The 25,812-nt window shown below is 37.8% G+C and carries 30 protein-coding genes; 19 read left to right on the forward strand and 11 right to left on the reverse strand.

Translation table 11 applies throughout. The annotated features are described in order from the left end of the window. Positions 1-63: 63 nt before the first annotated feature. The 4 genes from HCJ30_RS03575 to HCJ30_RS03590 form a co-directional block, all read right to left on the reverse strand. Positions 64-522 (reverse strand): low molecular weight protein-tyrosine-phosphatase, encoded by a 459-nt coding sequence (locus HCJ30_RS03575; protein WP_185391005.1) that lies wholly within the window; start codon positions 520-522, stop codon positions 64-66. Positions 523-534: 12 nt separating this feature from the next. Further along, positions 535-1,281, reverse strand: a complete 747-nt coding sequence (locus HCJ30_RS03580) for an SMI1/KNR4 family protein (protein ID WP_185391006.1) — start codon at positions 1,279-1,281, stop codon at positions 535-537. A gap of 95 nt (positions 1,282-1,376) precedes the next feature. Then, a complete protein-coding gene (locus tag HCJ30_RS03585) occupies positions 1,377-2,345 on the reverse strand; it encodes a hypothetical protein (protein ID WP_185391007.1) in 969 nt (322 codons plus the stop codon). Positions 2,346-2,356: 11 nt separating this feature from the next. Then, positions 2,357-4,162 (reverse strand): HSP90 family protein, encoded by a 1,806-nt coding sequence (locus HCJ30_RS03590; protein ID WP_185391008.1) that lies wholly within the window; start codon positions 4,160-4,162, stop codon positions 2,357-2,359. A gap of 202 nt (positions 4,163-4,364) precedes the next feature. Here HCJ30_RS03590 and fri point away from each other — a divergent pair, with 202 nt between their 5' ends. The 4 genes from fri (at position 4,365) to HCJ30_RS03610 (ending at position 6,850) form a co-directional block, all read left to right on the forward strand. Further along, the gene (gene fri, locus HCJ30_RS03595; RefSeq protein WP_008947326.1) at positions 4,365-4,835 is read left to right on the forward strand and encodes a non-heme iron-binding ferritin Fri; all 471 of its coding nucleotides are present in this window, start codon (positions 4,365-4,367) and stop codon (positions 4,833-4,835) included. A 233-nt stretch (positions 4,836-5,068) separates the two neighbouring features. Then, on the forward strand, positions 5,069-5,371 hold the full coding sequence (locus HCJ30_RS03600) for a HesB/YadR/YfhF family protein (protein WP_185391009.1): 303 nt from the start codon (positions 5,069-5,071) through the stop codon (positions 5,369-5,371). Between the two features lie 111 nt (positions 5,372-5,482). Beyond that, positions 5,483-6,613, forward strand: coding sequence for an MBL fold metallo-hydrolase (locus HCJ30_RS03605; protein WP_185391010.1), 1,131 nt, complete (start codon positions 5,483-5,485; stop codon positions 6,611-6,613). Positions 6,614-6,622: 9 nt separating this feature from the next. Further along, entirely contained in the window at positions 6,623-6,850 is a 228-nt protein-coding gene (locus tag HCJ30_RS03610; protein WP_185391011.1) for a DUF3006 domain-containing protein, read from the forward strand. A gap of 198 nt (positions 6,851-7,048) precedes the next feature. Here the strand turns inward: HCJ30_RS03610 and HCJ30_RS03615 are convergent, their stop codons facing one another. Continuing rightward, complete coding sequence (locus HCJ30_RS03615) at positions 7,049-8,266, reverse strand: CynX/NimT family MFS transporter (RefSeq protein ID WP_185391012.1); 1,218 nt, start codon at positions 8,264-8,266, stop codon at positions 7,049-7,051. After that, positions 8,263-8,952, reverse strand: coding sequence for a FadR/GntR family transcriptional regulator (locus HCJ30_RS03620; RefSeq protein WP_185391013.1), 690 nt, complete (start codon positions 8,950-8,952; stop codon positions 8,263-8,265). Before HCJ30_RS03620 ends, HCJ30_RS03615 begins: the two co-directional genes overlap by 4 nt. A gap of 120 nt (positions 8,953-9,072) precedes the next feature. Between HCJ30_RS03620 and HCJ30_RS03625 the strand changes: the two genes are divergently transcribed. Continuing rightward, on the forward strand, positions 9,073-10,119 hold the full coding sequence (locus HCJ30_RS03625) for an AI-2E family transporter (protein ID WP_008947332.1): 1,047 nt from the start codon (positions 9,073-9,075) through the stop codon (positions 10,117-10,119). A 9-nt stretch (positions 10,120-10,128) separates the two neighbouring features. Here the strand turns inward: HCJ30_RS03625 and HCJ30_RS03630 are convergent, their stop codons facing one another. Next, positions 10,129-11,028 carry an alpha/beta hydrolase gene (locus HCJ30_RS03630; protein ID WP_185391014.1) on the reverse strand — a complete coding sequence of 300 codons (900 nt, stop codon included), beginning with the start codon at positions 11,026-11,028 and terminating at the stop codon, positions 10,129-10,131. A gap of 19 nt (positions 11,029-11,047) precedes the next feature. Next, on the reverse strand, positions 11,048-11,869 hold the full coding sequence (locus tag HCJ30_RS03635) for an alpha/beta hydrolase (protein ID WP_185391015.1): 822 nt from the start codon (positions 11,867-11,869) through the stop codon (positions 11,048-11,050). 157 nt (positions 11,870-12,026) lie between these two features. Between HCJ30_RS03635 and HCJ30_RS03640 the strand changes: the two genes are divergently transcribed. The 12 genes from HCJ30_RS03640 (at position 12,027) to htpX (ending at position 21,986) form a co-directional block, all read left to right on the forward strand. Then, complete coding sequence (locus HCJ30_RS03640; protein ID WP_185391016.1) at positions 12,027-12,485, forward strand: DUF4064 domain-containing protein; 459 nt, start codon at positions 12,027-12,029, stop codon at positions 12,483-12,485. 93 nt (positions 12,486-12,578) lie between these two features. Further along, on the forward strand, positions 12,579-12,812 hold the full coding sequence (locus tag HCJ30_RS03645) for a hypothetical protein (RefSeq protein WP_185391017.1): 234 nt from the start codon (positions 12,579-12,581) through the stop codon (positions 12,810-12,812). Between the two features lie 228 nt (positions 12,813-13,040). Further along, complete coding sequence (locus tag HCJ30_RS03650) at positions 13,041-13,355, forward strand: lmo0954 family membrane protein (RefSeq protein WP_185391018.1); 315 nt, start codon at positions 13,041-13,043, stop codon at positions 13,353-13,355. Between the two features lie 15 nt (positions 13,356-13,370). Continuing rightward, positions 13,371-14,216 carry a PspA/IM30 family protein gene (locus HCJ30_RS03655; RefSeq protein WP_185391019.1) on the forward strand — a complete coding sequence of 282 codons (846 nt, stop codon included), beginning with the start codon at positions 13,371-13,373 and terminating at the stop codon, positions 14,214-14,216. A gap of 162 nt (positions 14,217-14,378) precedes the next feature. Next, positions 14,379-15,512 carry an N-acetylglucosamine-6-phosphate deacetylase gene (gene nagA / locus HCJ30_RS03660; protein WP_008947339.1) on the forward strand — a complete coding sequence of 378 codons (1,134 nt, stop codon included), beginning with the start codon at positions 14,379-14,381 and terminating at the stop codon, positions 15,510-15,512. A gap of 15 nt (positions 15,513-15,527) precedes the next feature. Then, complete coding sequence (gene nagB / locus HCJ30_RS03665; protein ID WP_185391020.1) at positions 15,528-16,232, forward strand: glucosamine-6-phosphate deaminase; 705 nt, start codon at positions 15,528-15,530, stop codon at positions 16,230-16,232. A 15-nt stretch (positions 16,233-16,247) separates the two neighbouring features. Next, a complete protein-coding gene (locus tag HCJ30_RS03670) occupies positions 16,248-16,970 on the forward strand; it encodes a GntR family transcriptional regulator (RefSeq protein ID WP_185391021.1) in 723 nt (240 codons plus the stop codon). A 121-nt stretch (positions 16,971-17,091) separates the two neighbouring features. Next, positions 17,092-18,147, forward strand: a complete 1,056-nt coding sequence (locus tag HCJ30_RS03675) for a glycosyltransferase family 4 protein (protein ID WP_185391022.1) — start codon at positions 17,092-17,094, stop codon at positions 18,145-18,147. Between the two features lie 111 nt (positions 18,148-18,258). Continuing rightward, on the forward strand, positions 18,259-19,167 hold the full coding sequence (locus HCJ30_RS03680) for a peptidase U32 family protein (protein ID WP_185391023.1): 909 nt from the start codon (positions 18,259-18,261) through the stop codon (positions 19,165-19,167). Between the two features lie 13 nt (positions 19,168-19,180). Beyond that, positions 19,181-20,407, forward strand: coding sequence for a peptidase U32 family protein (locus tag HCJ30_RS03685; protein WP_185391024.1), 1,227 nt, complete (start codon positions 19,181-19,183; stop codon positions 20,405-20,407). Positions 20,408-20,491: 84 nt separating this feature from the next. After that, on the forward strand, positions 20,492-21,049 hold the full coding sequence (locus tag HCJ30_RS03690) for a LemA family protein (protein ID WP_008947345.1): 558 nt from the start codon (positions 20,492-20,494) through the stop codon (positions 21,047-21,049). A 22-nt stretch (positions 21,050-21,071) separates the two neighbouring features. Next, on the forward strand, positions 21,072-21,986 hold the full coding sequence (htpX, locus tag HCJ30_RS03695) for a zinc metalloprotease HtpX (protein ID WP_185391025.1): 915 nt from the start codon (positions 21,072-21,074) through the stop codon (positions 21,984-21,986). 35 nt (positions 21,987-22,021) lie between these two features. On the opposite strand, the gene yjbH is transcribed toward htpX, so the two are convergent. The 3 genes from yjbH to HCJ30_RS03710 form a co-directional block, all read right to left on the reverse strand. Then, a complete protein-coding gene (gene yjbH, locus HCJ30_RS03700) occupies positions 22,022-22,840 on the reverse strand; it encodes a protease adaptor protein YjbH (protein ID WP_185391026.1) in 819 nt (272 codons plus the stop codon). A 237-nt stretch (positions 22,841-23,077) separates the two neighbouring features. Next, positions 23,078-23,662, reverse strand: a complete 585-nt coding sequence (locus HCJ30_RS03705; RefSeq protein WP_185391027.1) for a CYTH domain-containing protein — start codon at positions 23,660-23,662, stop codon at positions 23,078-23,080. Positions 23,663-23,678: 16 nt separating this feature from the next. Further along, complete coding sequence (locus HCJ30_RS03710; protein WP_185391028.1) at positions 23,679-24,146, reverse strand: tetratricopeptide repeat protein; 468 nt, start codon at positions 24,144-24,146, stop codon at positions 23,679-23,681. Between the two features lie 158 nt (positions 24,147-24,304). On the opposite strand from HCJ30_RS03710, the gene yjbM reads away from it, so the two are divergent. Next, positions 24,305-24,973 carry a GTP diphosphokinase gene (gene yjbM, locus HCJ30_RS03715; protein ID WP_008947349.1) on the forward strand — a complete coding sequence of 223 codons (669 nt, stop codon included), beginning with the start codon at positions 24,305-24,307 and terminating at the stop codon, positions 24,971-24,973. A 31-nt stretch (positions 24,974-25,004) separates the two neighbouring features. Next, positions 25,005-25,799 (forward strand): NAD kinase, encoded by a 795-nt coding sequence (locus HCJ30_RS03720; RefSeq protein WP_069892055.1) that lies wholly within the window; start codon positions 25,005-25,007, stop codon positions 25,797-25,799. Positions 25,800-25,812 lie beyond the last annotated feature (13 nt).

The raw sequence follows: 25,812 nt of genomic DNA on the forward strand, positions 1-25,812 counted from the left end.
TTCTGAACTTTTGATTGTACTGTTATATATTCCCGCAAGCCCAGTCTTTAAACATATTAACTATTATTTTTGTGTAATAAACGCTAAAAGTGCCTTCACACCTTCCGTTACCATCCGTTCTGTTTCATCAAAATCGCCAGTATAATAAGGATCCGGAATATCTTTATCTTCTTGCCCAGGAACAAAAGACATCAGCGACCGAATCACTACATCGGGGTTGCTGTTAAGTTCATTTAAATCCGCTAAATTTTGCTGATCCATCCCAATAATAAAATCGGCTTCCTTAAAATCTGCATCGGAAATTTTCCGAGCACGCATCGCCTGATAATCAACACCATGTTTTTTCAAAACAGCTTGCGTTCCGCGATGAGGCGGTTTTCCTAAGTTCCACGTACCCGTCGCAGCAGAATCGATTTCGATTTCATTCGTTAAACCGGCTTCTGCTACTACCTTACGAAAAAGTCCCTCCGCCATTGGTGAACGACAAATATTTCCTAAACACACAAAAACAACTTTAACCAATTGAATTCCTCCTTAGTTCCATTCTTTATATAAAGCAGCACTAGCCTCTTGATTTATTCCATCGCTAGCTCGAAGTATCGCGAAAATCTGCTCCACAAGGTCAGGGGAGAGCTTTCTCCGGAAATAAAGCAATTGATTCTCAAATAAGCTATATGCGACTAAATTATAAGGGATTTCTTGTTTTTTAAATAAGCCAATTAAGGTCTCTAAATACCATTTTTTATCGGGATAATCTTCTAATAACTCTAGCAATTGCTTTGTCTTTTGCACATTACTCGAAGCGAGAATTTGTTCTAATTTTTTTATTGGAAATTGTTCTGCCAAATCGATTGGAAAAGGGCTAAAATATAATGCTTCTAAAAAATCCGTCATATTTTCGGCAACTATAAGTGTTTGTAACGTTTCAAAATCTACGTAAATGATACTTGGCGAGGTCGCATCATCTGGATAAGAAAAGCCAATATAGCGCGATTCATCCCGGTGGAAGTAGACTTGTTTTCCCGCAAGGTCAACATCTTTTTGTTCCGGAATATCCGTTACTAATTCATCCAAGCTAGCCAAATAATAAATTTCAGCAAAATCAAGCCCATAAGAAGTTGGCTCCGTAGTCGGAAATTGATTTTTGCGAATCAATCCGCCATTTTGCTTCAACAGTAATTGTTTATACTCAGAAGGCAAAACCAAACCAAGCTCGGTTTCTTTTTCCTGAATAGTTTGCTCGGTCGCACCTGTTTGCCCATTTTCTACCCAAATAGTCATCGTCTTCAACTCCTCCCTGTATTATCCTAAAAAAAGCAAGTTAGCGCAAATAAAAGAACATAGCTAGGCGGATTTCCTAACTATGCTCCATAAAATTATTTCAAAAGATCTTGATAATAACTATTGCCATTACGCGCATCAAACTTCGCTGTTAAAGCTTCCGTCATTTCCACCAAATCTGCTTCTGTTTCCCGGTCGAAAATAGGATAGGCAGCTTGTAAGAAAATAAGACGGTCTAATCCACCCTCGGCTTGAAGAACGATTTCTAGGTTGGTATCAATGACTTCACGTGCTTTTTCGGTTTGATTAGTAGCTACTAAATACCTAAGTAATTGGCCAAGTGGTGGAATTAAGGAACTTTGTTGTTCTACAAGTGGATAACCTTTATCAAAACATTCTTGTGCCATTTCCGTGTCGCCAAGTGCTAAATAGGTAAGGGACATAATACCGTATGTTAAATGAGGAACCTCTGCGCAGCGCTGTTTTCCTTTAATAATTGGTTTCGCTTTTTTCTTTGCTTGTTCATAATCTTTTACGAAATAATAATAATGTATTTGGTCTTGTCGCTCACAAGCAGGGCAATCATTTAAAAAATCTTCTTTCGTATTGCTCCACTTTTCAAATAGCTCTTTGGCTTTTTCCGCATCACCCATCCGCATTGCCGCAAGGGTACACACTTTATAGTAAGGTCGTAGTGAATAACCTTCTTGTTCGAATTTTACTTTCATATCATTTAAAAGTCCGTCAATTTGCGCTTTCGATACTTCATCAAAAGTCGGGACATGTTCGCTAATCCATTTATACTTCCAAAAAAGATCTTCTGTGTCAATGTAAGCATCACCATCTTCATCTTCCCATTTCTTGATTAACCAGCTAAAAGCCTGTAATTGCTTTTTCGGAAATCCAGCTGTTAAACATGTGTCAATCAACATATCACGTGCTTCAATGCCATCTTCTATATTGTTATACAAATCTGCACCAGCGATAATTCGTTCTAATACTTTTATTTTTTCAGCCGTGTCATCCATTCCCCAAACTGATTCTAAATCATTCAAATAATCCATTTTTCTTCCTCCTATAGCATTTCTAAGATTTTAAGCATATTTTGGTTCATTAATTTCATTTCTTTTCGTTTCAGCGGGTAATGACCTAAGAGTAGGGCTTGAATATAAAGAACATTCACAATGACTGATAATTCATCCACCGTTTTTTCAGAACTGAAAAGCCGTTTAATTAATTCATTATCTAAATTTAAATATAAGTGAGCAAGCGGTGCTGGTTCTTGTTCTTTTTGGATGCTCTCTAAAATATCACTAAATACGGAAGTTGTTTCTTCCACAGCGCGTTCTAGTTCGCGTAACTCTTGTGTTGCCGTAGAATGTATGAAAATAATCGGTAAATCTTTCGGCTCAAAATGTTTGATTAGTACATCGGTGTCAAACTCAGCCATCATACTATTCATTTCTGTCAAAATAGGTTGATAAGCTTGTTCTTCATCCGCTGTCATAGGACGTAATTTATCCGTCATTTCTTCCGGCTGGATTAAAACAAATTCTGTGCCCTCCACAAAGTAACTTAATTGCGCTAAAATTGGCGAGTCGTAGGAATAGCCACCATTAATAAGTGTCATGCCGCTTGATCTCGCAATATCTTTAATTTGTCTAAAATCATCGACCGAGTATGTGTAATAGATGACGTCATTTTTAGCGATAATATCACCTAGTTTTTCTTCGCCATTCAAAGTTCGAACAGGAAGATAAGGATAAATCAATTTTAAAAATGGCGCATCTTCGCTCGCAAGTGCTTTAAAACCAAGATAATGTGTAGCTAATAATTTCATTAGCGCTTCTTCTGGAAGAGTTTCAATTCCTTTTTTCAAAGCAACGCCAAGCTCATCAGCAACACTAGTTAATCGCTCGTTTTTATAAAACGCTTCACGAGAGGCGACAGGTTGAAGCTCATCCGTCCAAATCACGCATTTAGCAAAAAACGACCAATCTGGTAAAATATTATTTGCTTCACTAGTGACATACATATTATTTAAAAATACCGTATTTTTTCGGATAGCATTCATTTGCACAGCATGAGGAATCATATAAGCAATCCCAAACGTTCTTCCTGACTCATTTTCAATTAAGAAATAGTCTTGGAAATGCGTCCCAAGGATATATTCGCCGTACTGAATAATTTGCTCTTTCGAAAGTTTAGATAAGGTTTCTTTATCGGAAAACTGTTTAGTCCAGTTATTTATTTCTTCCTCTAAACCATTTATTTCTACTATTATATTGCTTTCCAAAGAAGCACCATATTTTTTCAATGTATTAATTAAATATTCGACTTCCTCGCATTCCGGATGGTCTTCTAAACCAGCGCGTAATCGTAAATACACTTGGGTGCCAGGTTCGCGAGTATCGGTTTCTATTTTTCGAACGGAATAAGTACCATCCGCTTTTCCACGCCACTCAGTTGTACCGCCGTCTTTTTGGGAAGTAGAAATCATGACAATTTCATCACTCACGATAAAACAAGAAAGTAAGCCAATTCCGAAACGACCGATAAAGTCATTAGAGCGCTCGCCATCAAAGTTTTTTTCGCCTTTAGAAGAATTAGCGATAGTAGCAAGAAAAGCGTGAACTTCTTCTTCTGTTAAACCGATACCGTTATCTTCTAAAATTAATGTTTTTTCGTTAATGTCTCCAGTTAAGGAAGCATGAATTTTACCTTCTAAAGTTGGATCTATTTTTTTTCGGGCGCGAATGGCGTCGGTTGCATTTTGCAACAATTCGCGAATATAAACATCTTTTTCGTCATAAAGGTGGTTAGAAAGAATATCAATCATACCAGCCAAGTTCACCTGAAAGCGGTGAGAATAATTTTCCATAGCTCGGGCCTCCTAGTTGTGTAAATCTCTTTTTTATTCTATCATAAAAGAAGAGAAAAATAATGAGGAAACAGTAATAGATGTTTAAGAAATTTTATCCGTGGTAAATACTTTGTGATGGTTTCCACACTAGACATTGTGATGGAAATAGATTATACTTATTATTAAGAGATAATCATTACAAAATAGGAGGAAGATAATTATGAAAACAATCAACTCAGTAGACACAAAGGAATTTTTGAATCACCAAGTAGCGAATTTAAACGTATTCACAGTAAAAATTCATCAAATTCATTGGTATATGAGAGGCCACAACTTCTTCACTTTACATGAAAAAATGGATGATTTATATAGCGAATTCGGCGAACAAATGGATGAAGTAGCAGAACGTTTACTAGCAATCGGTGGAAGCCCACTATCCACTTTAAAAGAGTTTTTAGAAAATGCGAGCGTGGAAGAAGCTCCTTATACTAAACCAAAAACAATGGATCAATTAATGGAAGACTTAGTTGGTACGCTGGAATTACTTAGAGACGAATATCAACAAGGCATTGAGCTAACTGACAAAGAAGGCGACAATGTAACAAACGATATGCTAATTGCTTTCAAAGCTAGCATCGACAAACATATCTGGATGTTCAAAGCATTCCTAGGAAAAGCACCATTAGAATAAAATAAATCCAAAACTGTGTAGGCTATTTTGCTTACACAGTTTTTTTGCGCTACATCTGTTATAGTACAATGTTCTTATTTTTCGTTTGTTTTAACACAATGTGGTTTGAAGCATCATAGAAAGAGGTATATTATCTTCATAACAAAAGCAGAAAAAATGAAATTCACTGTTAAATCTGCTATTCTTGAATAATAAGCATTAGGCACAAAAAATGGAAACGAGGAGTGAAAAGTATGAATATCGAGGTAACGGACCAAGCAAATAAATGGTTTCATGATGAATTTGATGTCGCTAATGGTAATGGAATTCGACTTTTTGCCAAGTATGGTGGTTCAAACAGTTCCTTGCATCCTGGTTTCTCTATCGGTTTAACTGCCGAAAAACCGCAAGAAGCAGCAGTCGCTGAGAAAAAAGAAGACTTAATTTTCTTCATTGAAGATCATGATTATTGGTATTTCAAAGACCACGACTGGAAAATCGACTATGAGCCAAAAACGGAAGAAGTATCCTTTTCCTTTAAAGAAAAAGTGAAATGAATCCAACATAAATGACCGCGTGTAATCAATTTGATTCCAGGCGGTTTTGTTTTAAAAACTTTACTGTTTCGCCTTCCTTTGCTATTCTACTAAGAGAGCAGGAGGAGAAAGATGACAAAAAAATTAGTAGTATGTATAAGTTTAATCGCGATTATTTTAAGCGGTTGTAGTTTTTCAGAATCACCAACAAAAACATCCAATATCACCGAAAAAACTCTAAATGGTGCAAGTTTTACCTTTTTCGATGTTGGCCAAGGGGATAGCACATTAATCCAGGCAGAGGATGGCACGACGATTTTAATTGATACCGGCCGGCAAGATGATGACCGGATTTTGACGTATTTAAAAGAAGCAAATATCAAGAAAATCGATTTGCTCTTGCTAACCCACCCACACGCAGACCATATTGGGAATGCTGACAAAGTAATTGCTACATATAAACCAAAGGAAATTTGGATGGACGGACTAACTTTTTCCAGTAGCATTTATGAAAAAGTAATCGATGCAGCACTAGCTTCAGATGCGAAATATAAAGAGCCAAGACGCGGCGAAAAAGCCACTTTTGGACCATTTAATATAGAAGTTCTCAGCCCTGATAAATTGGAAAACGAAGCGAATAACGATTCTATCGCAATAAAAATGACTTATAAAGACATTTCCGCAATTTTCACAGGCGATGCCGAAAAAGGTCGTGAAAGAGAAATGGTCGATAGTGGCGCCAATTTAGAAGCAGATATTTTAGACTTAGGGCACCACGGCTCATCGACATCTAATCAGCCATTTTTCTTAGATAAAGTAAAACCGCAAGTGGCAGTTTACTCCGCTGAGAAAGCAAATAGTTATGGACATCCTCATGTGGAAGTACTAGAATGGCTGAAAGAGCGCGATATTAAAACATACGGAACCGATGTAAACGGAACAGTTATTATCGAAACTGATGGCGAAAAAATTCATGTTCAAACGGAAAAAGAAGGTACCCCAAAATCAGGTAGCAGCTACGGTAAAGAGCGGAGTACTCAAAAAACCGAAGATGCTAGCTCCAAAGAATTACCGAAAAGTATTAATTTAAATACAGCTTCTAGTGAAGACTTACAACTATTACCACTTATTGGACCCGCGCTTGCAGATAAAATTATTGCAGGACGACCATATCAATCCATAGATGACTTAAAAAAAATTAACGGCATTGGCGATGGCATTGTGCGCCAAATTAAAGAACAAGGCATTGCCGTAACAAAGTAGGTGATTAGGGTGAAAAAAGCAATTTTAGATCGGATAGAAGATGGAAAAGCAGTTTTTCTACTAGAACCTGACCACAAAGAATGGCTCTTAGACCAAGAAAAGCTTGATTCAGCCATAAAAGAAGGGGATGTTGTTACTATTTCAGAAACAAACGAAATAGTAAAACAGCCCCAAGAAACAGACGAAATGAAAAAACGGATTGCGGAAAAGCTAGAGAAACTAAGAGAAAGAAACTGAGAAAAACTTTTTTAAACTCTCATGAAATTATCATCTTTCTTTCAGCACATTCTTTTTTTGAAAAGTTATTATATGTATAAGCTAACAACAAGCAAAACATTTTCATTTCTTTCCCTTTTTAGAATGAAAATCCCAAACTCCCTTTTAGCTAGTGCGGTTTACTCCCTTTTTCCGCACTAGTTTTTTTGTGCGTAAAAATCACTTTTTCGGCGGGAAGAGGAATTTATTGCGTCCAGCATCTAGGCCGCAATACAACATAATTAGCGTAATACCGATTAAAACATACAATGTTGGTTGCCAACTACCAAGCGTATCGTGTAATGTCCCAAATAATATCGGACCGGAAGCAGCAAATAAGTAACCAATCGATTGCGCCATTCCAGATAAATCCGCTGATTCAGTCGCGCTTGTTGTTCGCAAATTAAAGAACATCATCGAAAGACTAAACGACATCCCCGAACCAATCCCATATAAAATAATCGCAGTTGACAAAATCGCCACACTACCGGAAGCGAACATGATTCCAAAAATCCCAATCAAAAATAACGAAACCGAAATACCCACAAGTAGCTGCTGATTTTTCATTCGTCCAGCAATAATTGGAATAATAAACGTAATCGGCATAACAGCAAACTGCATCAATGAAAGCATCAGACCACTAGAAGTACTAGATAATCCTTGATCCGCTAAAATATTCGGCAACCAAGCAATCGAAATATAATAAATCGCCGACTGTGAACCCATAAATAACGAAATTTTCCAAGCTAGTGGCGATTTCCAAACCGAAGTAGTAACCAAATGCGTCGCGACTTTCTCTGTGCTACGCTGATTAAATTTCAACTGCGGCAGCCAAATAACTAATGCTAAAACTGCCAGCATTGCCCAAAAAACCATACTTCCATGCCAGCTAAAACGATTATTCATCGCGATTGGAACCGTTAATCCAGCCGCAAGTGCCGCACATAAATTCATCGAAATCGAGTAAATCCCAGTCATCAATCCCAATTTAAACGGAAATTCCTTCTTAATTAAACTAGGCAAAATAACATTCCCGACCGCAATCGCAAGCCCAATTAGAAATGTCCCAGCAAATAAATTAAGTTCGCCACCAAACGGTCGAAGCAAACTACCAATCACCAGCGTCAAAAGCGCCACAAAAATTAATACTTCCATACCAAGCGCTCGACTTAGTTTCGAAACGAACGGTGAAAGCCCCGCAAAAGCAAGGAGTGGAATCGTCGTGAGCAACCCAGCCATCGTATTCGTCAAATGTAAATCGCTTTGAATCATTCCAAGTAGCGGACCAACAGAAGTGATAGGCGTCCGCAAATTCGCCGCAATTAAAATAATTCCTATAATAAGCATCACCTTACTCGAACGCGTAAGGATTTTTTTATTGGTTAAATCTGAATTCATTTATTTTCTCCATTCTTGGCAGCAATTCGTTTGAAAAGAGTAATATACTCTGTAACTTCATTTGCCGCTTGTTCTTTGTTTCGTTTTTCGATAGCTGATACAAGTGTCGCATGCCCACCATGTTGATTGGCTGCTGGGTCCATTTCCGTCGTACTTGTAATCGAAAATTGTATTTCTTCTAAAATATTTCCATACATATCCAACAACAAATCATTATGAGCCGCCTTCACAATCGCTAAATGAAGCGCGGAATCTGCCTTCACAAAAGCTGCCACATCATTGTTTTCATTCGCTACATGACACAGCTGCCGATATTTTTCCATTGTCTCTAAATCTGCTTTCGTGCGTCGTTCACAAGCTAGAATAACAGCTTCCCGGTCAAGCGCATGCCGAATTTCAAGGATTTCTTGAACAGACGATTCGCGAACGCGTTTTTGCATAATCGCATGTAACTCACTATTATTTCGAACAAAAGTGCCGTCACCTTGCTTTGTTTCCAGCAAACCAATATGCGCCAAGGCCCGAATAGCTTCACGTAGCGTGTTGCGACTGATGCCAAACTCCGCCATCAAGTCAGCTTCTTTCGGAATACGTTCCCCAATTTTCCAAGTACCACTCGTGATTTCAGCCTTTATTTGATCGTAAACTTGTTCTGCCAGTGATTTTCGTTCAATTTTTTCTACCATGTTGTCACTCCATTTCTAAAGGTAGGATGATTGGTTCTATTTTACAGAAGAATCGTTTTTTTGTAAACCTTATTTTACTAATTTGTGATAAAATGAAGGAAGAAAAGGGCAGGTGACGAAATGAATTGGTTAGAGAAGCTAAAAGAAAATGACACGGCCAGACGGGTGCTAGTGTTTATCCTGCTAGGCATCGTTTTATATTTACTCAGAAGCATGATTGATTTAATATTACTAACTTTCATTTTTGCATTTTTAGTGACACGATTAGAGAATGTTATTTTAAAAAGAATACGAATACCACGAAAATTAATTGTGATTGTTTTGTATTCGTTAGTAGCAATATTTTTATATATTGCGATTGTCCATTTTTTACCGATTTTAATTGATCAAATTTCCCAATTAGTAGATTCACTTGTAAAAATCTATAATAATCCTAGTGATAATACGATTGTGCAGTGGATTGTTGGGTTTTTAAAAGAATCTAACATTCAAAAATATTTACAAGCTGGCGTTGATTTTATTATTGCGTCACTTTCTGGCATCGGGTCGGTTGGATTATCCTTCTTTTTAGCGTTAATCCTCAGCTTGTTTTTCTCCTTGGAAAAAGAGCGGGTGACATCTTTTACCGGACAATTTATGACGAGTAAAGTTGGTTTTATTTTTAAAGAAGCAGCATTTTTTGGAAAGAAATTTGTGGCGACTTTCGGGGTTGTTTTAGAAGCTCAATTAATGATTGCATTAGTAAATACGGTCATCACAACGATAGCTTTATATTTGATGGATTTCCCGCAGTTGCTTAGTTTATCGATTATGGTGTTTGTACTTGGATTAATTCCTGTTGCTGGGGTGATTATTTCCTGTATTCCGCTAGTACTCATAGCTTATACTGTCGGCGGATTCCAAGATGTTGTTTATATTTTAATTACAGTTGTGATCGTCCACGCGATTGAAACGTATATCTTAAATCCAAAACTAATGTCATCTAAAACGAACTTACCAGTATTTTATACATTTATTATTTTGATTTTCTCAGAAACGTTCTTTGGCGTGTGGGGACTGATTGTCGGAATCCCAGTCTTCGTATTCTTACTAGATATTTTGGAAGTGAGAAATGCCGATGATTTAAAGAAACGAACCATATTTGGGCGCAAGAAAAAAGTAGATTAGGCAATAAGCTTAATCTACTTTTTCTTTACCCCATAAAAAGCTGGCTACTTCCTCATCGACGTCCGTGTTTTCGTGGAGTTTACTATGAGCGGCGTTCTTTCCAGTGAAGGTTTTTTCTTTATAACTCTCTGCTTGACCTTCGAAAATGAACTTGCCGGATAATGCACTCGCGACAGAAACACTGCCGTCACTTTTCGTTCCATCTAAAGTATCTCCTGCAATATTCAGCACACGTAAATGAGTAGGGATTTTTTGTTTGTTTTTCATAAATTCGCTATAACGGTCGGAGGATTGCTTGGGCCCTTTATCTGTAAGGTCATAGGCCGTAACGCCATCGTCTCCAATAACTAATCCATTAAGCGGTGATCCGATTAAAACAAGTTTTTCAAGAATAGGGTAGGCTTTGTCACTACCGACTTTTTCAATGTAACTTGTTAAACTGACGCCACCCATGGAATGACCAACTGCGTAAACTTTCTCGATATGATAATTATTTTTTAACTCTTTCATCACATTTTGAATCCACTGTGCTTGATTATCCATCGAACTCTTATTATCTTCAAAAATAACTTGAATGGTTGGGTTATTGCTAAATTTATCGTAGTTACCGTCTGTGCTTACTGTTCCGTCTGCTGCTACAGTCATTACGAGCGATTTTGTCACATCGCCCTCATCGGCAAGGCGGTTAATCATTCCGCCAAATGAATTCGCGGTTCCAGAATAGCCATGGACAAAAAGCGTAGGAATCGCAATTTCAGAAACGGGATTGACCGTTTTTTTCGTTGTTTTATTTGCTGTTATAGTAGGTTCTTTGGCTGCTTTTTTAGTCGGTTCAAATTGAAGGAAAATTATCCAGAAGCCAGCTACAATAATGGCTAAAACGATAATGGCAATAATAACTTTTTTCATTCGAAACATCCTTTAATATTTATTTCTCTCCCCATAAAAACTGGCCAACGTATTTATCAACGACAGTAGATTCATGCATGCTACTGTGCGTTGCTTGTGGTCCTTTGATGACATGTGTAATCACTTTTTGATGTGCAAATAATTTTTCACCGTATAGGACGCTATCTAATTTTACCTCGCCGTCACTATTCGATCCATCTTCCAAATTACCGCCAATAATCATAATTTCTGTATTATTGGGCAAAACTTTCGCCATTTTTTCAGCAAATTTTGCATGGACGTTATTGGCGTTTTTAATATCCACCTGTTGATCACCGTTAACATACTCTTCCGGATAAAATGGTACGGCAAGGAAAACAATTTTATTTACTTGCGGATAGGATTTGTTTTTTTCATAACTTGCTAAATATGCTACCCAAGCGCCGCCGCCCATCGAATGACCAACCGCGTTGAATTTTTTAATGTCGTAGTTTTGTTGTAAGTAAGACATGACTTTTTTTGTCCACATGGATTGTTGGGGGAGTGTTGCCCGATTATCTTCAAAAACAATGTTGATAAGCGGATTTTTTTCGTTTTTATTATAAGTTCCAGTTGTAGAAATATCGCCATCTGGACTTACATTGACAGTTAATGATTCTGTGCCCCAATCATATTTTTGATCAAAGCGACGTATCATTCCATGAAGTGAACGGTCTGTCCCGCGATAACCATGAATAAAAATGGTCGGAATGGCATCGTTGGCTGCTTTTGGATATGACGTGTTAATTGTAAGTAAAATAAATATAGCTCCAACTAAACAGCCTAATGGTAAGATAATGGAGAAGAACACGCGCTTTAGCATTATTTTACGCCCCTTTAAATTTCGTTATGAACAAATTATACATTTTTTTAAAGCAAAACGCACGATTGGTCCTCTTTTTCTAACAATTTAATAGTTTATTCTCATGAAAACATATAGTATACTGGAAAAATAAGCGAAGAAACGGAGGCATTTTTACATGATTAAACGAACTGGTGAGATAGTACTCGCTATTATAGGTCTTATTTTTAGTGTACTGACACAAGCATCGATTGCTATTATAGGTCTTTTAATGACAAGTGGTTCAAAAGGAAAAGAAGGTTTAACGATATTTTATAATAATTACTACCAAACAATGACAGAGTGGGACATTTCGAAAAGTGAAATTCCTGACCCTGACCGTGTGCTAAATTTTGTACAAATATTATCTTGGACTACATTAACAGGCGGACTGATTACGCTTGCTCTTGGCGGATTTGGTATTTACTACATAATGAAAAATAAAAAACCAGTCTTTGCGGGCTATTTATTTTTAGCAGCGGGCATTGTTTCGCTACTTTCAACTGCACTGATTACTTTTATTCCTGCGATACTACTGATTGTCGCAGCAATTCTTTGTTTTGTTCGCAAACCTAAGAGCACTTTTTCAGGATTATAATTTGGAACGAGCTTGAATTTTTCAAGCTCGTTTTTGTTTTATTGGCCGTTTTTTAGGGAATAAAATAGTGGATTTCAAGAGGAGGTTGATAGTGTGAAAAATAAAGTAGGAATTATTGCCGGAGCTGTCGCTGGGGTCGCTGGGGTTTTAGCCTGTGCAGCAATTTATGTAGTGAAAAAGCAAATGCCGCCTACCCCTTTTGATGAGGTAAATGATATTCGAACACGTTATGAGGACAAAGAAATTTTGGAAACAGAGCTGGAAGAGAACAACATGATTTCAGAAGGTGGCGTTTCTTCTATTCAATATGAAGAAAAAGTAAAATAAACGAAAAGCAGTTTGTATCTTGCGTTATGCGGGAAGCAAGCTGTTTTTATATTCGTAAAAAACTGCTTATTATAGTAGATATATGTTATCCTGTAGTTAGACAATAGGGCTCAAGTTGTAGGTGAATTTCCTTCTACAGCGGGTTATTATACTTGATACATAGCGTTATGATAGGTACAGTAATAAAAGAAAATATTCAGCTACATTTGGAAGTTAGGAGGTAGACGCATGAGAGCAATATTCATTGGCGTATTAATTGTTTTACTAATAGCGATGATACTTATCGTCTTATGGCCAGCAATCATGGCAACTATTGGCGCAGTACTCGGTTTTTGGTCACTAAAGAAATTACTTGAAGCAAGATCTGTAAGCGAAAAAGTTATTTATGGTGTTCTAATCGGCGTGGGTGCCTTAATAATTCTAGCTAACTTAAAAGGAATTCTGGTTGTCGCAATTATCGGAGCAATCATTTACTTCCTAACTAGAAATAAAAATAAACCAAGAAAAAATGATGATGTATTCGACTACCCATACAATAAATAATTGGAGGAGAAAAAAATGGCAAACCTTTTTGAAAAAATGAAACAATGGAATAAAGAAGTTAGTGAAAAAATCGAGAAACGTGAAGAAAAACGTCGCAATTCAGTAAGTTACTATATGGATAAAACAAAACAAGAAATGAAAGACGCAGAACGCATGGTAGAAAAACAACGCGAACTAAAATCCCTTTTCTATAAAGAATATAAAGAAATGGAAGTTTATGTGGAAAAACGCCGTCGTCAAGCAGAAATTGCAAACGAAGCTGGTGAAACAAAACTAGCTGAATTCGCTTTAGAAGAAGTAGCTCAATACGAAGAACAATTAAAAGCTACGAAAGGCCACTACGACCAAGCTTCCGAACAACTTGAAAAATTAGAACTACGCATGCACGAAATGCGCTTAAAATGGAAAAACCTAAAAACACAACATTTAGCGGAAATGGCTGAAAAAAATGCAACCGAAACATCCGAAAAAATGGACAAAGTTATCCATGATATGAGCTGGGGCAGTGTTAGCGACTACCATGAAGCACAAAAGCAACGCGATTTAGCCGAAGAAGCAGAGAAAAAAGCCGATATGAACAAAGAACTTTCTCAATCATTTGATGATCTTATGGACGAACTGGAAAAGAAAACAAAGAAAAGTAAAGAAATCATCAAAGATAAAGCGCAAAACTTTACGACAATGGTAGATGAAATTATCGAACGCGAAAAACAAAATTTCAAGAAACCAGAAAAAGCTTCGATGGAAGATCAATTAAATGAACTGGAAAAAGAAGCTGCAAAAGAACAACCAAAAGAAGAAAAAGAAGTGCTGATTCCAGAACTAGAGAAAAAAGAAGAAGAGAACGAAACAGATAAATAAAACCGTAAGCGCAGAATTAATATTCTGCGCTTTTTTTATGCGTTCACCATTTTTTTGGTTATTTTACTTTTTTTCGGGTAAAGAGGAAAAGATAAGTTGCATTTTAATAGATACATGCTATAATAATTGGTATAGACCGATTTAATGAGGAGGCAAAATGTAATGACTAACAAAGTAATTACTAACGCTACAATTTATACTGGTAAAGGTGTTCTAGAAAATGCTTTCGTACGTTTTGATAAACAAATTTTAGAAGTTGGCTCGATGGCTAATTTTCAAGCGGACAAAGCGGAAGAAGTAATTGATGCAAAAGGACAAAAACTTGTTCCTGGTTTCATTGATGTTCATTCACACGGTGGTTATAGTTTTGACGCAATGGATGCAGATCCAGACGCACTTAGAAAACAAGTGAATGGGATGTTAAACGAAGGAATCACTACTTACTTCCCAACAACGATGACGCAATCACACGAAAATATCGAAAAAGCGCTAAAAGTAATTAATGAAGTTGCACAAACTGAACCTGTTATTGGCGGGATTCATCTAGAAGGCCCATTCGTTTCGAAAGTCTTCAAAGGAGCGCAACCAGAAGAATACATTCAAGCGCCTGACTTGGAACTTTTCAAAAAATGGTTTGATATTTCTGGTGGCTTAATTAAATTAGTAACATATGCACCAGAGCATGATACTTCTGCTGATTTTGAAAATTTGTGTTTTGAACTAGGAGTTGTTCCAAGTATTGGTCACTCTAATGATGTGCGCGAACACTTGAAAACAAGTAAAGCGACACATGCGACACATTTATATAATGCTTGTCACCGGATGACACACCGTGAGCCAGGCGTTCCAGGTCACGTTTTATTAGAACGCGGCATTAATGCAGAATTAATCGTTGATGGTATTCACGTTCATCCTGATATGGTGAAATTAGCTTACCAAATGAAAGGCCCAGAACATTTATGCATTATTACTGATTCGATGCGAGCAAAAGGGATGCCAGAAGGAAAATCCGAACTTGGCGGTCAAACTGTTATCGTAAAAGATAAACAAGCTCGTTTAGAAGATGGAACTTTAGCCGGAAGCGTACTTACTTACGACGACGGTTTCCGCAACATGATTAAATTCACAGGATGTTCGGTAGAAGAAGCAGTTCTTATGTCTTCTGGAAACCAAGCACGCGAATTTAATTTAACACAAAAAGGTGCAATCGAGGCTGGTAAGGATGCAGATTTCAACTTACTAGACGAAGATTTACACATTACAGCAACTTATTCATTCGGAAAAAAACATTCTTGAGAGGAAGATTTTAATATGCAACTTATCACAACAGAAAATAAATTAGCAGGATCCAAAAAAGCGTTAGAAATTATCGAAAAAAGCATTACATCAGGCGAAGTAAACACACTTGGTCTAGCAACTGGTAGTACACCAGAAACACTATATGCTGAGCTTGTAAAAAGCGATGTCGACACTAAAAATGTAACAACAACGAACCTAGATGAATATGTAGGTCTTGCAGCAAACGACCCAAACAGTTATCATTACTATATGAACGACTTGTTATTCTCTAAAAAAGCATTTAAAGAAAGTTTCTTACCAAACGGAGAAGCGACAGATGCAGAAGCAGAATGCGCTCGTTATGAAGAAATTTTATCTGAGCACCCAATTGACATTCAAGTGCTTGGAATTGGAACAAACGGTCACATCGGTTTTAACGAACCAGGAACTTCTTTTGAATCGTTAACACATAAAGTTGTTTTAACAGATTCTACTCGTGAAGCAAACAAACGCTTTTTCGAAAGAGAAGAAGATGTTCCAACACATGCTTATTCTATGGGAATTAAATCAATCATGAATGCGAAGAAAATTATCCTACTTGCTTTTGGTGAAAACAAAGCACAAGCAATCAAAGAAACTATTAAAGGACCTGTAGATGTGAATTGTCCTGCTTCTGTACTTCAAAATCATCCAGATGTTACTGTGATTCTTGACAACGAGGCGGCGTCACTTCTATAAGAAGAGGGCGGGAAAATGATCGATAAACAATCAGGAATACCGATTTACATTCAGATTCAAAGTGAAATTAAAAAGAAAATGGAAGATGGCGTATGGAAAGTTGGCACATCGATTCCAGCTGAACGTCAGCTTGCAGAAATGTTTCACGTTAGCCGAATGACGGTAAGACAAGCCATTCAAGGCCTCGTTGATGACAACATTTTGCAAAGACGTGTTGGTGCTGGGACTTTTATTGCGGAAAAGAAACTAACCGAACGACTTGAAGCGGTTACGAGTTTTACGAATTTGATGTTACAAGAGGGCAAAGTTCCTTCGACGCGAATCGTATCGTACGGCATTCGTCCGGCAAGTACGCAAGAACAAGAAGCGTTGCAACTACCAGAAAATAGCAATGTAATGAAAATTGAGCGGATTCGTTACGGCGACCGTGTACCAATTCTTTATGAAGTTGCAGCCATTCCAGAAAAAATTGCTTCACTGCTAACAAAGGAAGACATAATGGATTCCCTTTATAAAGCGATTGAATTAAAATTTGGTCAAACAATTGGAGAAGCAGAACAAATTATGGAAGCTTCTTTAGTATCAGAAAAAATTGCGCCATATCTTGATGTAAAACTCGGCTCACCGGTTATGAAACTCAGACAAATTACAACCTTAGAAGACGGTCGACCATTTGAATTTACACGTTCCCAGTATGTAGGTAGTAGATTTCAATTTGTAGCTAGGATTAAACAATAAATTAAAAGCTTGAGGTAGCATACGTGCGCTTCAAGCTTTTTTTGCTTAATGATTTTCGTTGTCTTTTTGCAAATAAAAAAGTATAATGAGATGAGTAAAAAATTTGCGGGGAGGACTAGCCATGAGCTGGATGATTATTTTTATATGTTTTGGCGCGTCCGTACTACTTACACCGCTAATTCGAAAAATAGCACTTTACTTTGATATTACAGATAAGCCAGATCAACGCCGCATTAATGTGAAGCCGATTCCGAGCTTGGGCGGACTAGCTATCTTCATTAGTTTTGCTATCGGAATGTTCTTACTTCCAATTGAAAACGAATTCTTATGGCCGCTGTTGATTGCGGCATTTGTCATGGTTTTAACTGGATTATTAGATGATATTATGGAATTTAAAGCAAGATATAAATTAATTGGCCAAATCGCTGCTGCCTTTATTATTGTGTTTTGGGGCAACCTTAGCATCGACTTTATCAACTTACCATTTGGTGGGGAAATTCATTTTGGGATATTGAGTATTCCGCTAACCATTATTTGGATTGTTGCAATTACGAATGCCATTAACTTAATCGATGGGCTAGACGGTCTCGCTGCTGGCGTTTCAACTATTGCTTTACTAACTATTTTAGGAATGGCCTTTATTATGGGCGATGCACTTGTTATTATGATCGCAAGCATATTAATTGCTGGAACACTCGGCTTTTTACCATATAACTTCAACCCTGCCAAAATTTTCATGGGGGATACGGGTGCACTTTTCTTAGGTTTTATTATTTCCGTATTATCTGTAATGGGATTCAAAAATGTCACGTTTATTTCTTTAATTGTACCAATTTTAATTTTAGGTGTACCGATCTCAGATACGCTTTTTGCCATTATCCGACGCATGGTAACAAAACAACCAATCGCGATGGCCGATAAATCACATCTGCACCATTGTTTGTTACGACTTGGCTTTACGCATCGACAAACCGTTATTTTGATTTATGCGATTGCTGCACTATTTTCATTATTCGCATTTATTTTCACGATGTCGACACTTTGGGGCTCGATGATTTTAATCGGTGTACTGCTTATCTTAATTGAAGTATTGATAGAGACGCTTGGATTAGTAGGAAGCTCCTATCGACCATTACTGAATTTATTTAAACTAACAAAAGAAGATAAAATAGATTAGAGATTAGTTACTTAGGCTAGTCTCTTTTTTGTGCCAAAATTCTTATTGAGTAACAAGTCTTCTTGTGATACATTTATCAAGTAACGTTTTTGTAGAAATGAGGAGAAAAACATGGAAATCATTGCGACAGCAGATTCAATGAAACAAGCTGAACAATTGCTTCGCGCGGGGGTAGACAGATTATACGTAGGTAATAGTCAATTCGGGTTAAGATTGCCACATTCGTTTTCTGTCGAAGAATTACGTGAAATAGTTCATTTAGCGCATCAAGAAGGAAAGAAAGTAACTGTAGCAGTAAATTCGTTAATGCACAACGAACATATGGAAGAGTTGCCGGGCTTTTTAGAGCAACTTGCCGATATGAAAGTGGACGCGGTAGCATGCGGCGACCCGGGTGCAATTATGCTTTTAAGTGAAATGGCTCAACCGATACCATTTATTTACGATGCCCAAACATTTGTAACTAGCGCAGAACAAATTTCGTTTTGGGAAAAACAAGGAGCGGTCGGAGCAGTACTTGCAAGAGAACTTACAGAAGGCGAAATTAAAGCTATTGCGAAAAGCCTAACTGTTCCTGTCGAAGTACTTGTTTACGGGCCGACATGTATCCATCAATCCAAACGTAGACTTGTAACGAACTACCAACATATTGTTGAAATGGAAGATGATACATCGAAGGAACGCGGACTTTATTTGCGTGAGCCAAATGATGAAACAAGCCAATTACCAATTTATGAAGACGAGTCCGGAACGCATATTTTTGCTTCTGAGGATGTTTCGCTTGTACCGTATTTGGCTGATTTATATGAAGCTGGCTTAAAAACGTGGAAACTCGATGGCGTTCTTGCCGAATCAGATAATTTCGTCCAAATTGCCGCTTTACTCGTTGAGGCGAAAGAAGCCGTAATAAAAGGGCAATTTGTTGCGGAGTATTTTGTGAATAAATTAACGGAATTACAACCTAAAACTAGAAAATTAGACGCTGGATTTTACTTGAAAAATCCGGATGATGTGAAATAGGGGGAATAGCATAATGAGTAAAGTATTAAAAAAACCAGAAGTGCTAGCTCCAGCTGGTAACTTAGAAAAATTAAAAATCGCGATTCGCTACGGTGCGGACGCTGTATATATTGGCGGGCAAGCTTTCGGGCTTCGTTCTCGCGCAGGAAATTTTAGTTTTGATGAAATGAAACAAGGTATCGCTTTTGCACATGAACGTAATGCGAAAGTATATGTGGCGGCGAATATGGTTGCGCATGCTGGTGATACAGAAGGTGCCGGTGAATTTTTCCGGACACTTCGCGATATTGGGATTGATGCGGTCATCGTTTCTGATCCAGCCTTAATCAGTATTTGTTTTCAAGATGCCCCGGGTTTGCCAGTCCATTTATCGACACAAGCTTCGGCAACTAACTATAAAACGTTAGAATTTTGGAAGAAGCAAGGCCTTGAACGTGTTGTACTTGCTCGTGAAGTGAGCATGCAAGAAATTCAAGAAATCGGCGAAAAAACCGATGTCGAAATGGAAGCTTTCATTCACGGCGCAATGTGTATTTCTTATTCTGGTCGTTGTACTTTATCGAATCATATGGCGAACCGTGATGCGAACCGAGGCGGATGTGCGCAAAGTTGTCGCTGGAAATATGATTTATTTGAAATTGATAATGGCGTTTCGAAAAACTTAGTAGATACGGATGAGGAGCCATTTTCAATGAGCGCGGTCGATTTATCCATGATTAAATATATTCCAGATATGGTCGATGCTGGTGTCGATAGCTTGAAAATCGAAGGACGAATGAAGTCGATTCATTATGTTTCAACGGTTGCAAGTGTTTATCGTCGTGCGGTGGATGCTTACTGCGAAGACCCTGAGAACTATGTATTTGACCCAGCGTGGGAAGAAGAACTATGGAAAGTTGCTCAGCGCGAATTATCCACAGGATTTTTCTATAAAGAACCAACCGAAGACGAGCAATTATTCGGGAAAACGCGGAAAATTCCTCAATATGCTTTTGCGGCTCAAGTGCTGGAATATGATGAGGAAACGAAAATCGCTACTTTACAACAACGAAATAATTTTGGTGTAGGGGAAGAAATTGAATTTTATGGACCAGGAGATACTGGTTTTAAACAAGTTGTAGAAGTACTTTGGAATGAACATGGGGAGGAAATCGACCGTGCGCCAAATGCAATGATGACGATAAAAATGCCGGTAGATAAACCTGTGAAGCCATTTTACTTTATGCGGAAGAAAAAATAAAAAATCTCATGCTGCAGTAGGATTGTCGTGTACTCCCTAAGTAAGGTATAATGGGGTAAGTACATATGAAGGAGGAGATTAATTATGATAGGATGGATTATTGCTATCGCTGTTGTTGTTATTTTAGTATTGATTTATTTCGGTCTATACAACAGCCTTGTAAAATACCGTAACCGTGTGGATGAAACTTGGGCGCAAATTGACGTACAATTAAAACGTAGATTTGACTTAATTCCTAATTTAGTTGAAACAGTTAAAGGGTATGCCAAACACGAGAAAGAAACATTGACACAAGTAATTGAAGCTCGTAACAAAATGATGGAAGTTCCTGCTGACAACCGTCAAGGACAAATCGAAGCAGACAATATGCTAAGTGGAGCACTTAAATCTATTTTTGCATTAGGTGAAGCTTATCCTGACTTAAAAGCAAATACTTCTTTTATCGAATTGCAACATGAACTAACTACTACGGAAAACAAAGTGGCTTATTCTCGCCAACTTTATAACACAACCGTAATGACTTATAACACAAAAGTACAATCAGTACCAACTAACATCGTTGCAAAACTGCATAACTTTACAGAACGCGAGATGCTTTCTATTCCAGAAGTAGAGCGCGTTGCACCAAAAGTAGAGTTTTAAGCCATGAAGGAGAGCGAAAATTATGCTATTCGAACAAATTGCAGCAAATAAGCGAAAAACTGTTTTTATCATTCTTGGCTTTTTCATTTTCGTTCTTATGGTTGGCGCTGCTATAGGTATCATTGTTTGGAATAACTATCTAAATGGGCTTATACTGGCGGCGGTGATTGGTGTGTTTTATATTTTGATTATGGTGATGAGCAGTTCGTCCGTTGTTATGGCGATGAATCATGCGAAGGAAGTCACCTCAAAAGATCAAGCACCAGTTTTGTGGGATACCGTAGAAAGTATGGCAATGGTTGCTGGTATTCCGATGCCCAAAGTATATATTGTTGAGGATGCCAGTCCAAACGCTTTTGCAACAGGTATTTCTCCGGAAAAAGGAGCAGTAGCTGTTACTAGAGGATTACTAAATAAATTAGAACGATATGAATTAGAGGGCGTTATCGCGCACGAAATTTCTCATATTCGTAATTATGATATTCGGTTATCAACAATTGCCATTGCGCTTGTAGCTGTAATTGCAATTCTAAGTGACATCGCCATGCGAATGATTTTCTGGGGAAGCTTAACTGGTGGCAGAAATAGCCGTAAAAGTGACAACAATAACGGTGGCGGGGCGCAAGCGATTATCTACATTGTCGCGCTAATATTTGTTATTTTGGCACCGATTATTGCAACAGCTATTCAATTTGCTTTATCTCGTAACCGGGAATATTTAGCTGATGCGAGCGCGGTAGAACTAACACGAAATCCAGATGGACTTATCCAAGCGTTGAAAAAAATTAGCGGTGATTCGAAAAAAATGGAAGAAGTTAGTGCTTCTAGTGAATCTATTTACTTTTCATCACCACTTAAGTCTAAAAAAAATAAGCCGGGTCTTTTCGACTCACATCCGCCAATTAGTTCGCGGATTGAACGCTTAGAAAATATGTAAAAAAAAGCAACCCTGGAATGGGTTGCTTTTTTATTTTATAGGTTGCCGATATACTTCCAGTGGGACTGGCCAGCTGGGGAATCGATTAATTCTACTTTTTGTTGGAGACGCCATTTCTTCATTTGGCGCTCGATTTGTTGTTCGGAAACACCATAAAATTCGGCCATCGAAGCGGAAGAAGTTACTTTTACTTTAGCTAAATATTCTTCCATTTGCGGGCGTGCTTCTGGTTCTGGGAAATCATTTAAAAGCTCGGATAGAACGTGCACATAAACTTCGTAACGATGAAGTCCGCTTAGTTTTAATCCGGCATCTTCTATATTTTTATTGAAAAATACAACGGTAGGATTTTCGCGAATTTCCATTTCTTGTGCTACTTTTTGGTCGCCGATATAAGCGCGTTTAGCAACAGTAGAGGCCAAATCTTTTTTGAATTCTGGAAGATCTAGGCCAGTGGAAACGGCGATATCATGAAGTACTTCTTCACTAGCGATATCTTTATTTTCAAGGAAATAGGCTGCTTGAATCTTACGTAAGAATGTAATGCCTTGTTTTTTTCCTTGGAGTTCAGCGGCTTTGACTGCAAGACAAGAAATATAGGAAAGGTGCGCCCCTATTTGTTGTTCTTTTAAGCTTAGGTTACTATTCCCAGCGCGCTTTTGTTTACAAACAAATGTCTGCAAATTATTATGCAGAACATAGCGCAATTTGAAATAGTTCCCGTACTCCATTTGTAACCGGAGCATGTTCGCTTCAATATTCCAACAGTCATCACAAGCAGGATCAAAAAATAGATAAATTTCGATTGGCTTGGAATTTGCTACTGACTGATAATATAAGTTTTGGTTAATCATTTGCTATCACCTGATTTTCAAATTCTAAATATCTTTTAACAGATACTCATTTCAATGTACCAGTGTGAAAAGAAATAATTCACTGCTCAGTAAAAGCTGATACAAAATTGGGTTTTGCAACTTACATATCTATTTTATCAGCGTAATGTAAATTTAACAAATAATTGTCATTGGCTTAACATATTTATTCGCTGTTTTTTAAGATTTTGTGTCATTTTACTGCAAATTCGTATAAATTTACTCCTCATCTCCATACACGTGATGATAAAATCTTGCTACTTTATTTTCAGCTGGTTGATTAGTTATTTGATATTCTTTCAGTAATTTATCAAAAATTTCTTTTCCTTTATCATAATCTGCCACTTCATATTCTAAATCAAAGTCAGATATCGTCCCGTAAAAATTCTTATCGAAAACGAGCAAGCCTTTTTTATAGTCTTTTTCGGCGCGAATTGTTTTGAGTGAACCGAAAACTTGTAGGTCTTCATGGTTGATGCCGATTTCTTTTAGCGTATCGCGAACAGGACCGACTGGAATGTTTGCTCCGGCAATAATGGCAGTTGCTTGGTCGGCGCCGAGGATTTGCGTCGTTTCCATTAAACCGCGAGATTCTGGGGTTTTAAGTGTTAATTGGTATTGCGATTCTAGCTGGCGAATACGAAGCGCGGAATGCCGTTCTTTTAAGCCGAAATCAGCTGTATCTAAATAATAATTAGTTTGCTCGAAAAAATCTTCTTCTTTCACGCGAAAATTTTCTGTTAGGGTATCGTATTGTTCTTTGGTTAATAAATTGCGGAATTCGATTTCTAGTTCTTTTACCATGGAAAATCAGCTCCTTTTAATGAAATGTTGCATCTAAATCTTGTGCGTAAAATTGAATCGCTTTTTTGTAGCTTAAAATAGTTTCGTCGTTTGTAGTATTTGTTAGTAGCAGCAAAGTTTCTTCGAGAGCTTCTTTTGCCAAACCTTGATTATACTTCGCCATAATCGAAAAAGTGCGCAAAGCATTATTTTCCGGGAATTCTTGCAGCGCTTTTTGGAAAAGGGTGCTGGCTTTCTCGGGTTGACCTGTAATCCGGTAAGTGCTACCGAGGCCAATATAAGCTTCTTTACGATCAGCGGCAGGAAGACCAAGTTCAAGTGCTTTCTCGTAAAAAGGGATCGCCGCATCTTCTTTGCCAAGCGCGTCGTGTGCCCAGGCGGCAAAATAATGAAGTTCAGCACTTTCTGGATTGTTCTTTAGTTCTGCGATAGCTTGAGCGCGCGCCGTTTCGTAATCGCCATTTTGAAGTAATGTAAGAATCATTTTTATCATCCTTTTTGTTGTCGTTTGAAGGCTTCGGTTTTATTTTACCATGGGATTGAAAAAAAGGTTACTTTAAGCAAGGTGGATTAACTGCTTTTGTGTTAAAATAAAACTGATGTTGCATAAATTTAATCATGAATATACTTGAGGTGAGCGATTTGAATCATTGGGAAGACTTTTTAGCGCCTTACAAACAGGCAGTGGAAGAACTTAAAATTAAACTTAAAGGAATGCGTTCACAATTTGAGCTTGAAAATAATCATTCGCCAATTGAATTTGTTACAGGACGAGTGAAGCCGGTTGCGAGCATATTAGACAAAGCCAATCAAAAACATATTGCCCTAGATCATTTAGTCGAAGAAATGCAGGATATTGCGGGTCTCCGTATGATGTGCCAATTTGTAGATGACATTGAAGTCGTAGTTCGTCTTTTAAGGCAACGGAATGATTTTCGTATTGTGGAAGAGCGCGATTATATTACTAATAAGAAACCCAGTGGATATCGTTCGTATCACGTCGTTATCGAATACCCAGTGGAGACCATTCAAGGCGAAAAGAAAATTCTAGCTGAAATCCAAATTAGGACGTTAGCGATGAATTTCTGGGCAACAATCGAGCATTCGGTAAACTATAAGTATCAAGGTGAATTTCCAGAAGCAATCAATAAACGACTAAAACGCGCTGCGGAGGCGGCTTTCCAACTAGACGAAGAAATGTCGCAAATTCGCGAGGAAATCCAAGAAGCGCAAGTCTATTTTTCACAAAACAAAGATGCGTCAAAGGATAAAAAAGCGGTACATCAAGTGATGCCAAAGAAAAATAAGTAATTAGTTGTAGGAATAGGGGCGAATAGAAATAATGAAATATATGATTACTTCCAAAGGGGACGAAAAGTCTGATTTGTTGCGACTGAATATGATCGCAGGTTTTGGGGAACATGACATGGAATATGATGAGGTAGAACCTGAAATTGTTATTTCTATTGGCGGAGACGGAACCTTTCTGTCCGCATTTCATCAATACGAGGAGCGTTTAGATGAGATTGCTTTTATTGGGATTCACACTGGGCATCTTGGTTTTTATGCAGATTGGAGACCAGCCGAGGCAGATAAATTAGTGCAGCTTTTGGCAAAAGGAGAATACCAGAAAGTTTCCTATCCTCTTCTTAAAACAACCGTGAAGTATGGCATTGGTAAAAAAGAAGCAACATATTTAGCACTAAATGAATCAACCGTCAAAAGTTCAGGTGGGCCGTTCGTGGTGGATGTAGTTATTAATGATATTCATTTTGAACGTTTTCGCGGTGATGGTCTTTGTATGTCAACGCCTAGTGGCACAACAGCATACAATAAATCACTTGGTGGGGCGCTAATGCATCCATCGATTGAAGCAATGCAGTTAACCGAGATGGCTTCGATTAATAATCGTGTGTACCGAACCATTGGTAGCCCGCTTGTTTTTCCTAAGCATCATGTCGTTAGCTTGCAGCCGGTTAATGATAAAGACTTCCAGATTTCCGTAGATCATTTAAGCATTTTGCATCGTGATGTACAAGAAATCCGTTATGAAGTATCTGCCAAAAAAGTTCATTTTGCCAGATTTAGATCATTTCCGTTTTGGCGTCGTGTCCACGATTCATTTATTGAAGATTAAGCTAGCAGGAGGA

The sequence above is a fragment of the Listeria cossartiae subsp. cossartiae genome (assembly GCF_014224155.1).
GTDB lineage: Bacteria > Bacillota > Bacilli > Lactobacillales > Listeriaceae > Listeria > Listeria cossartiae.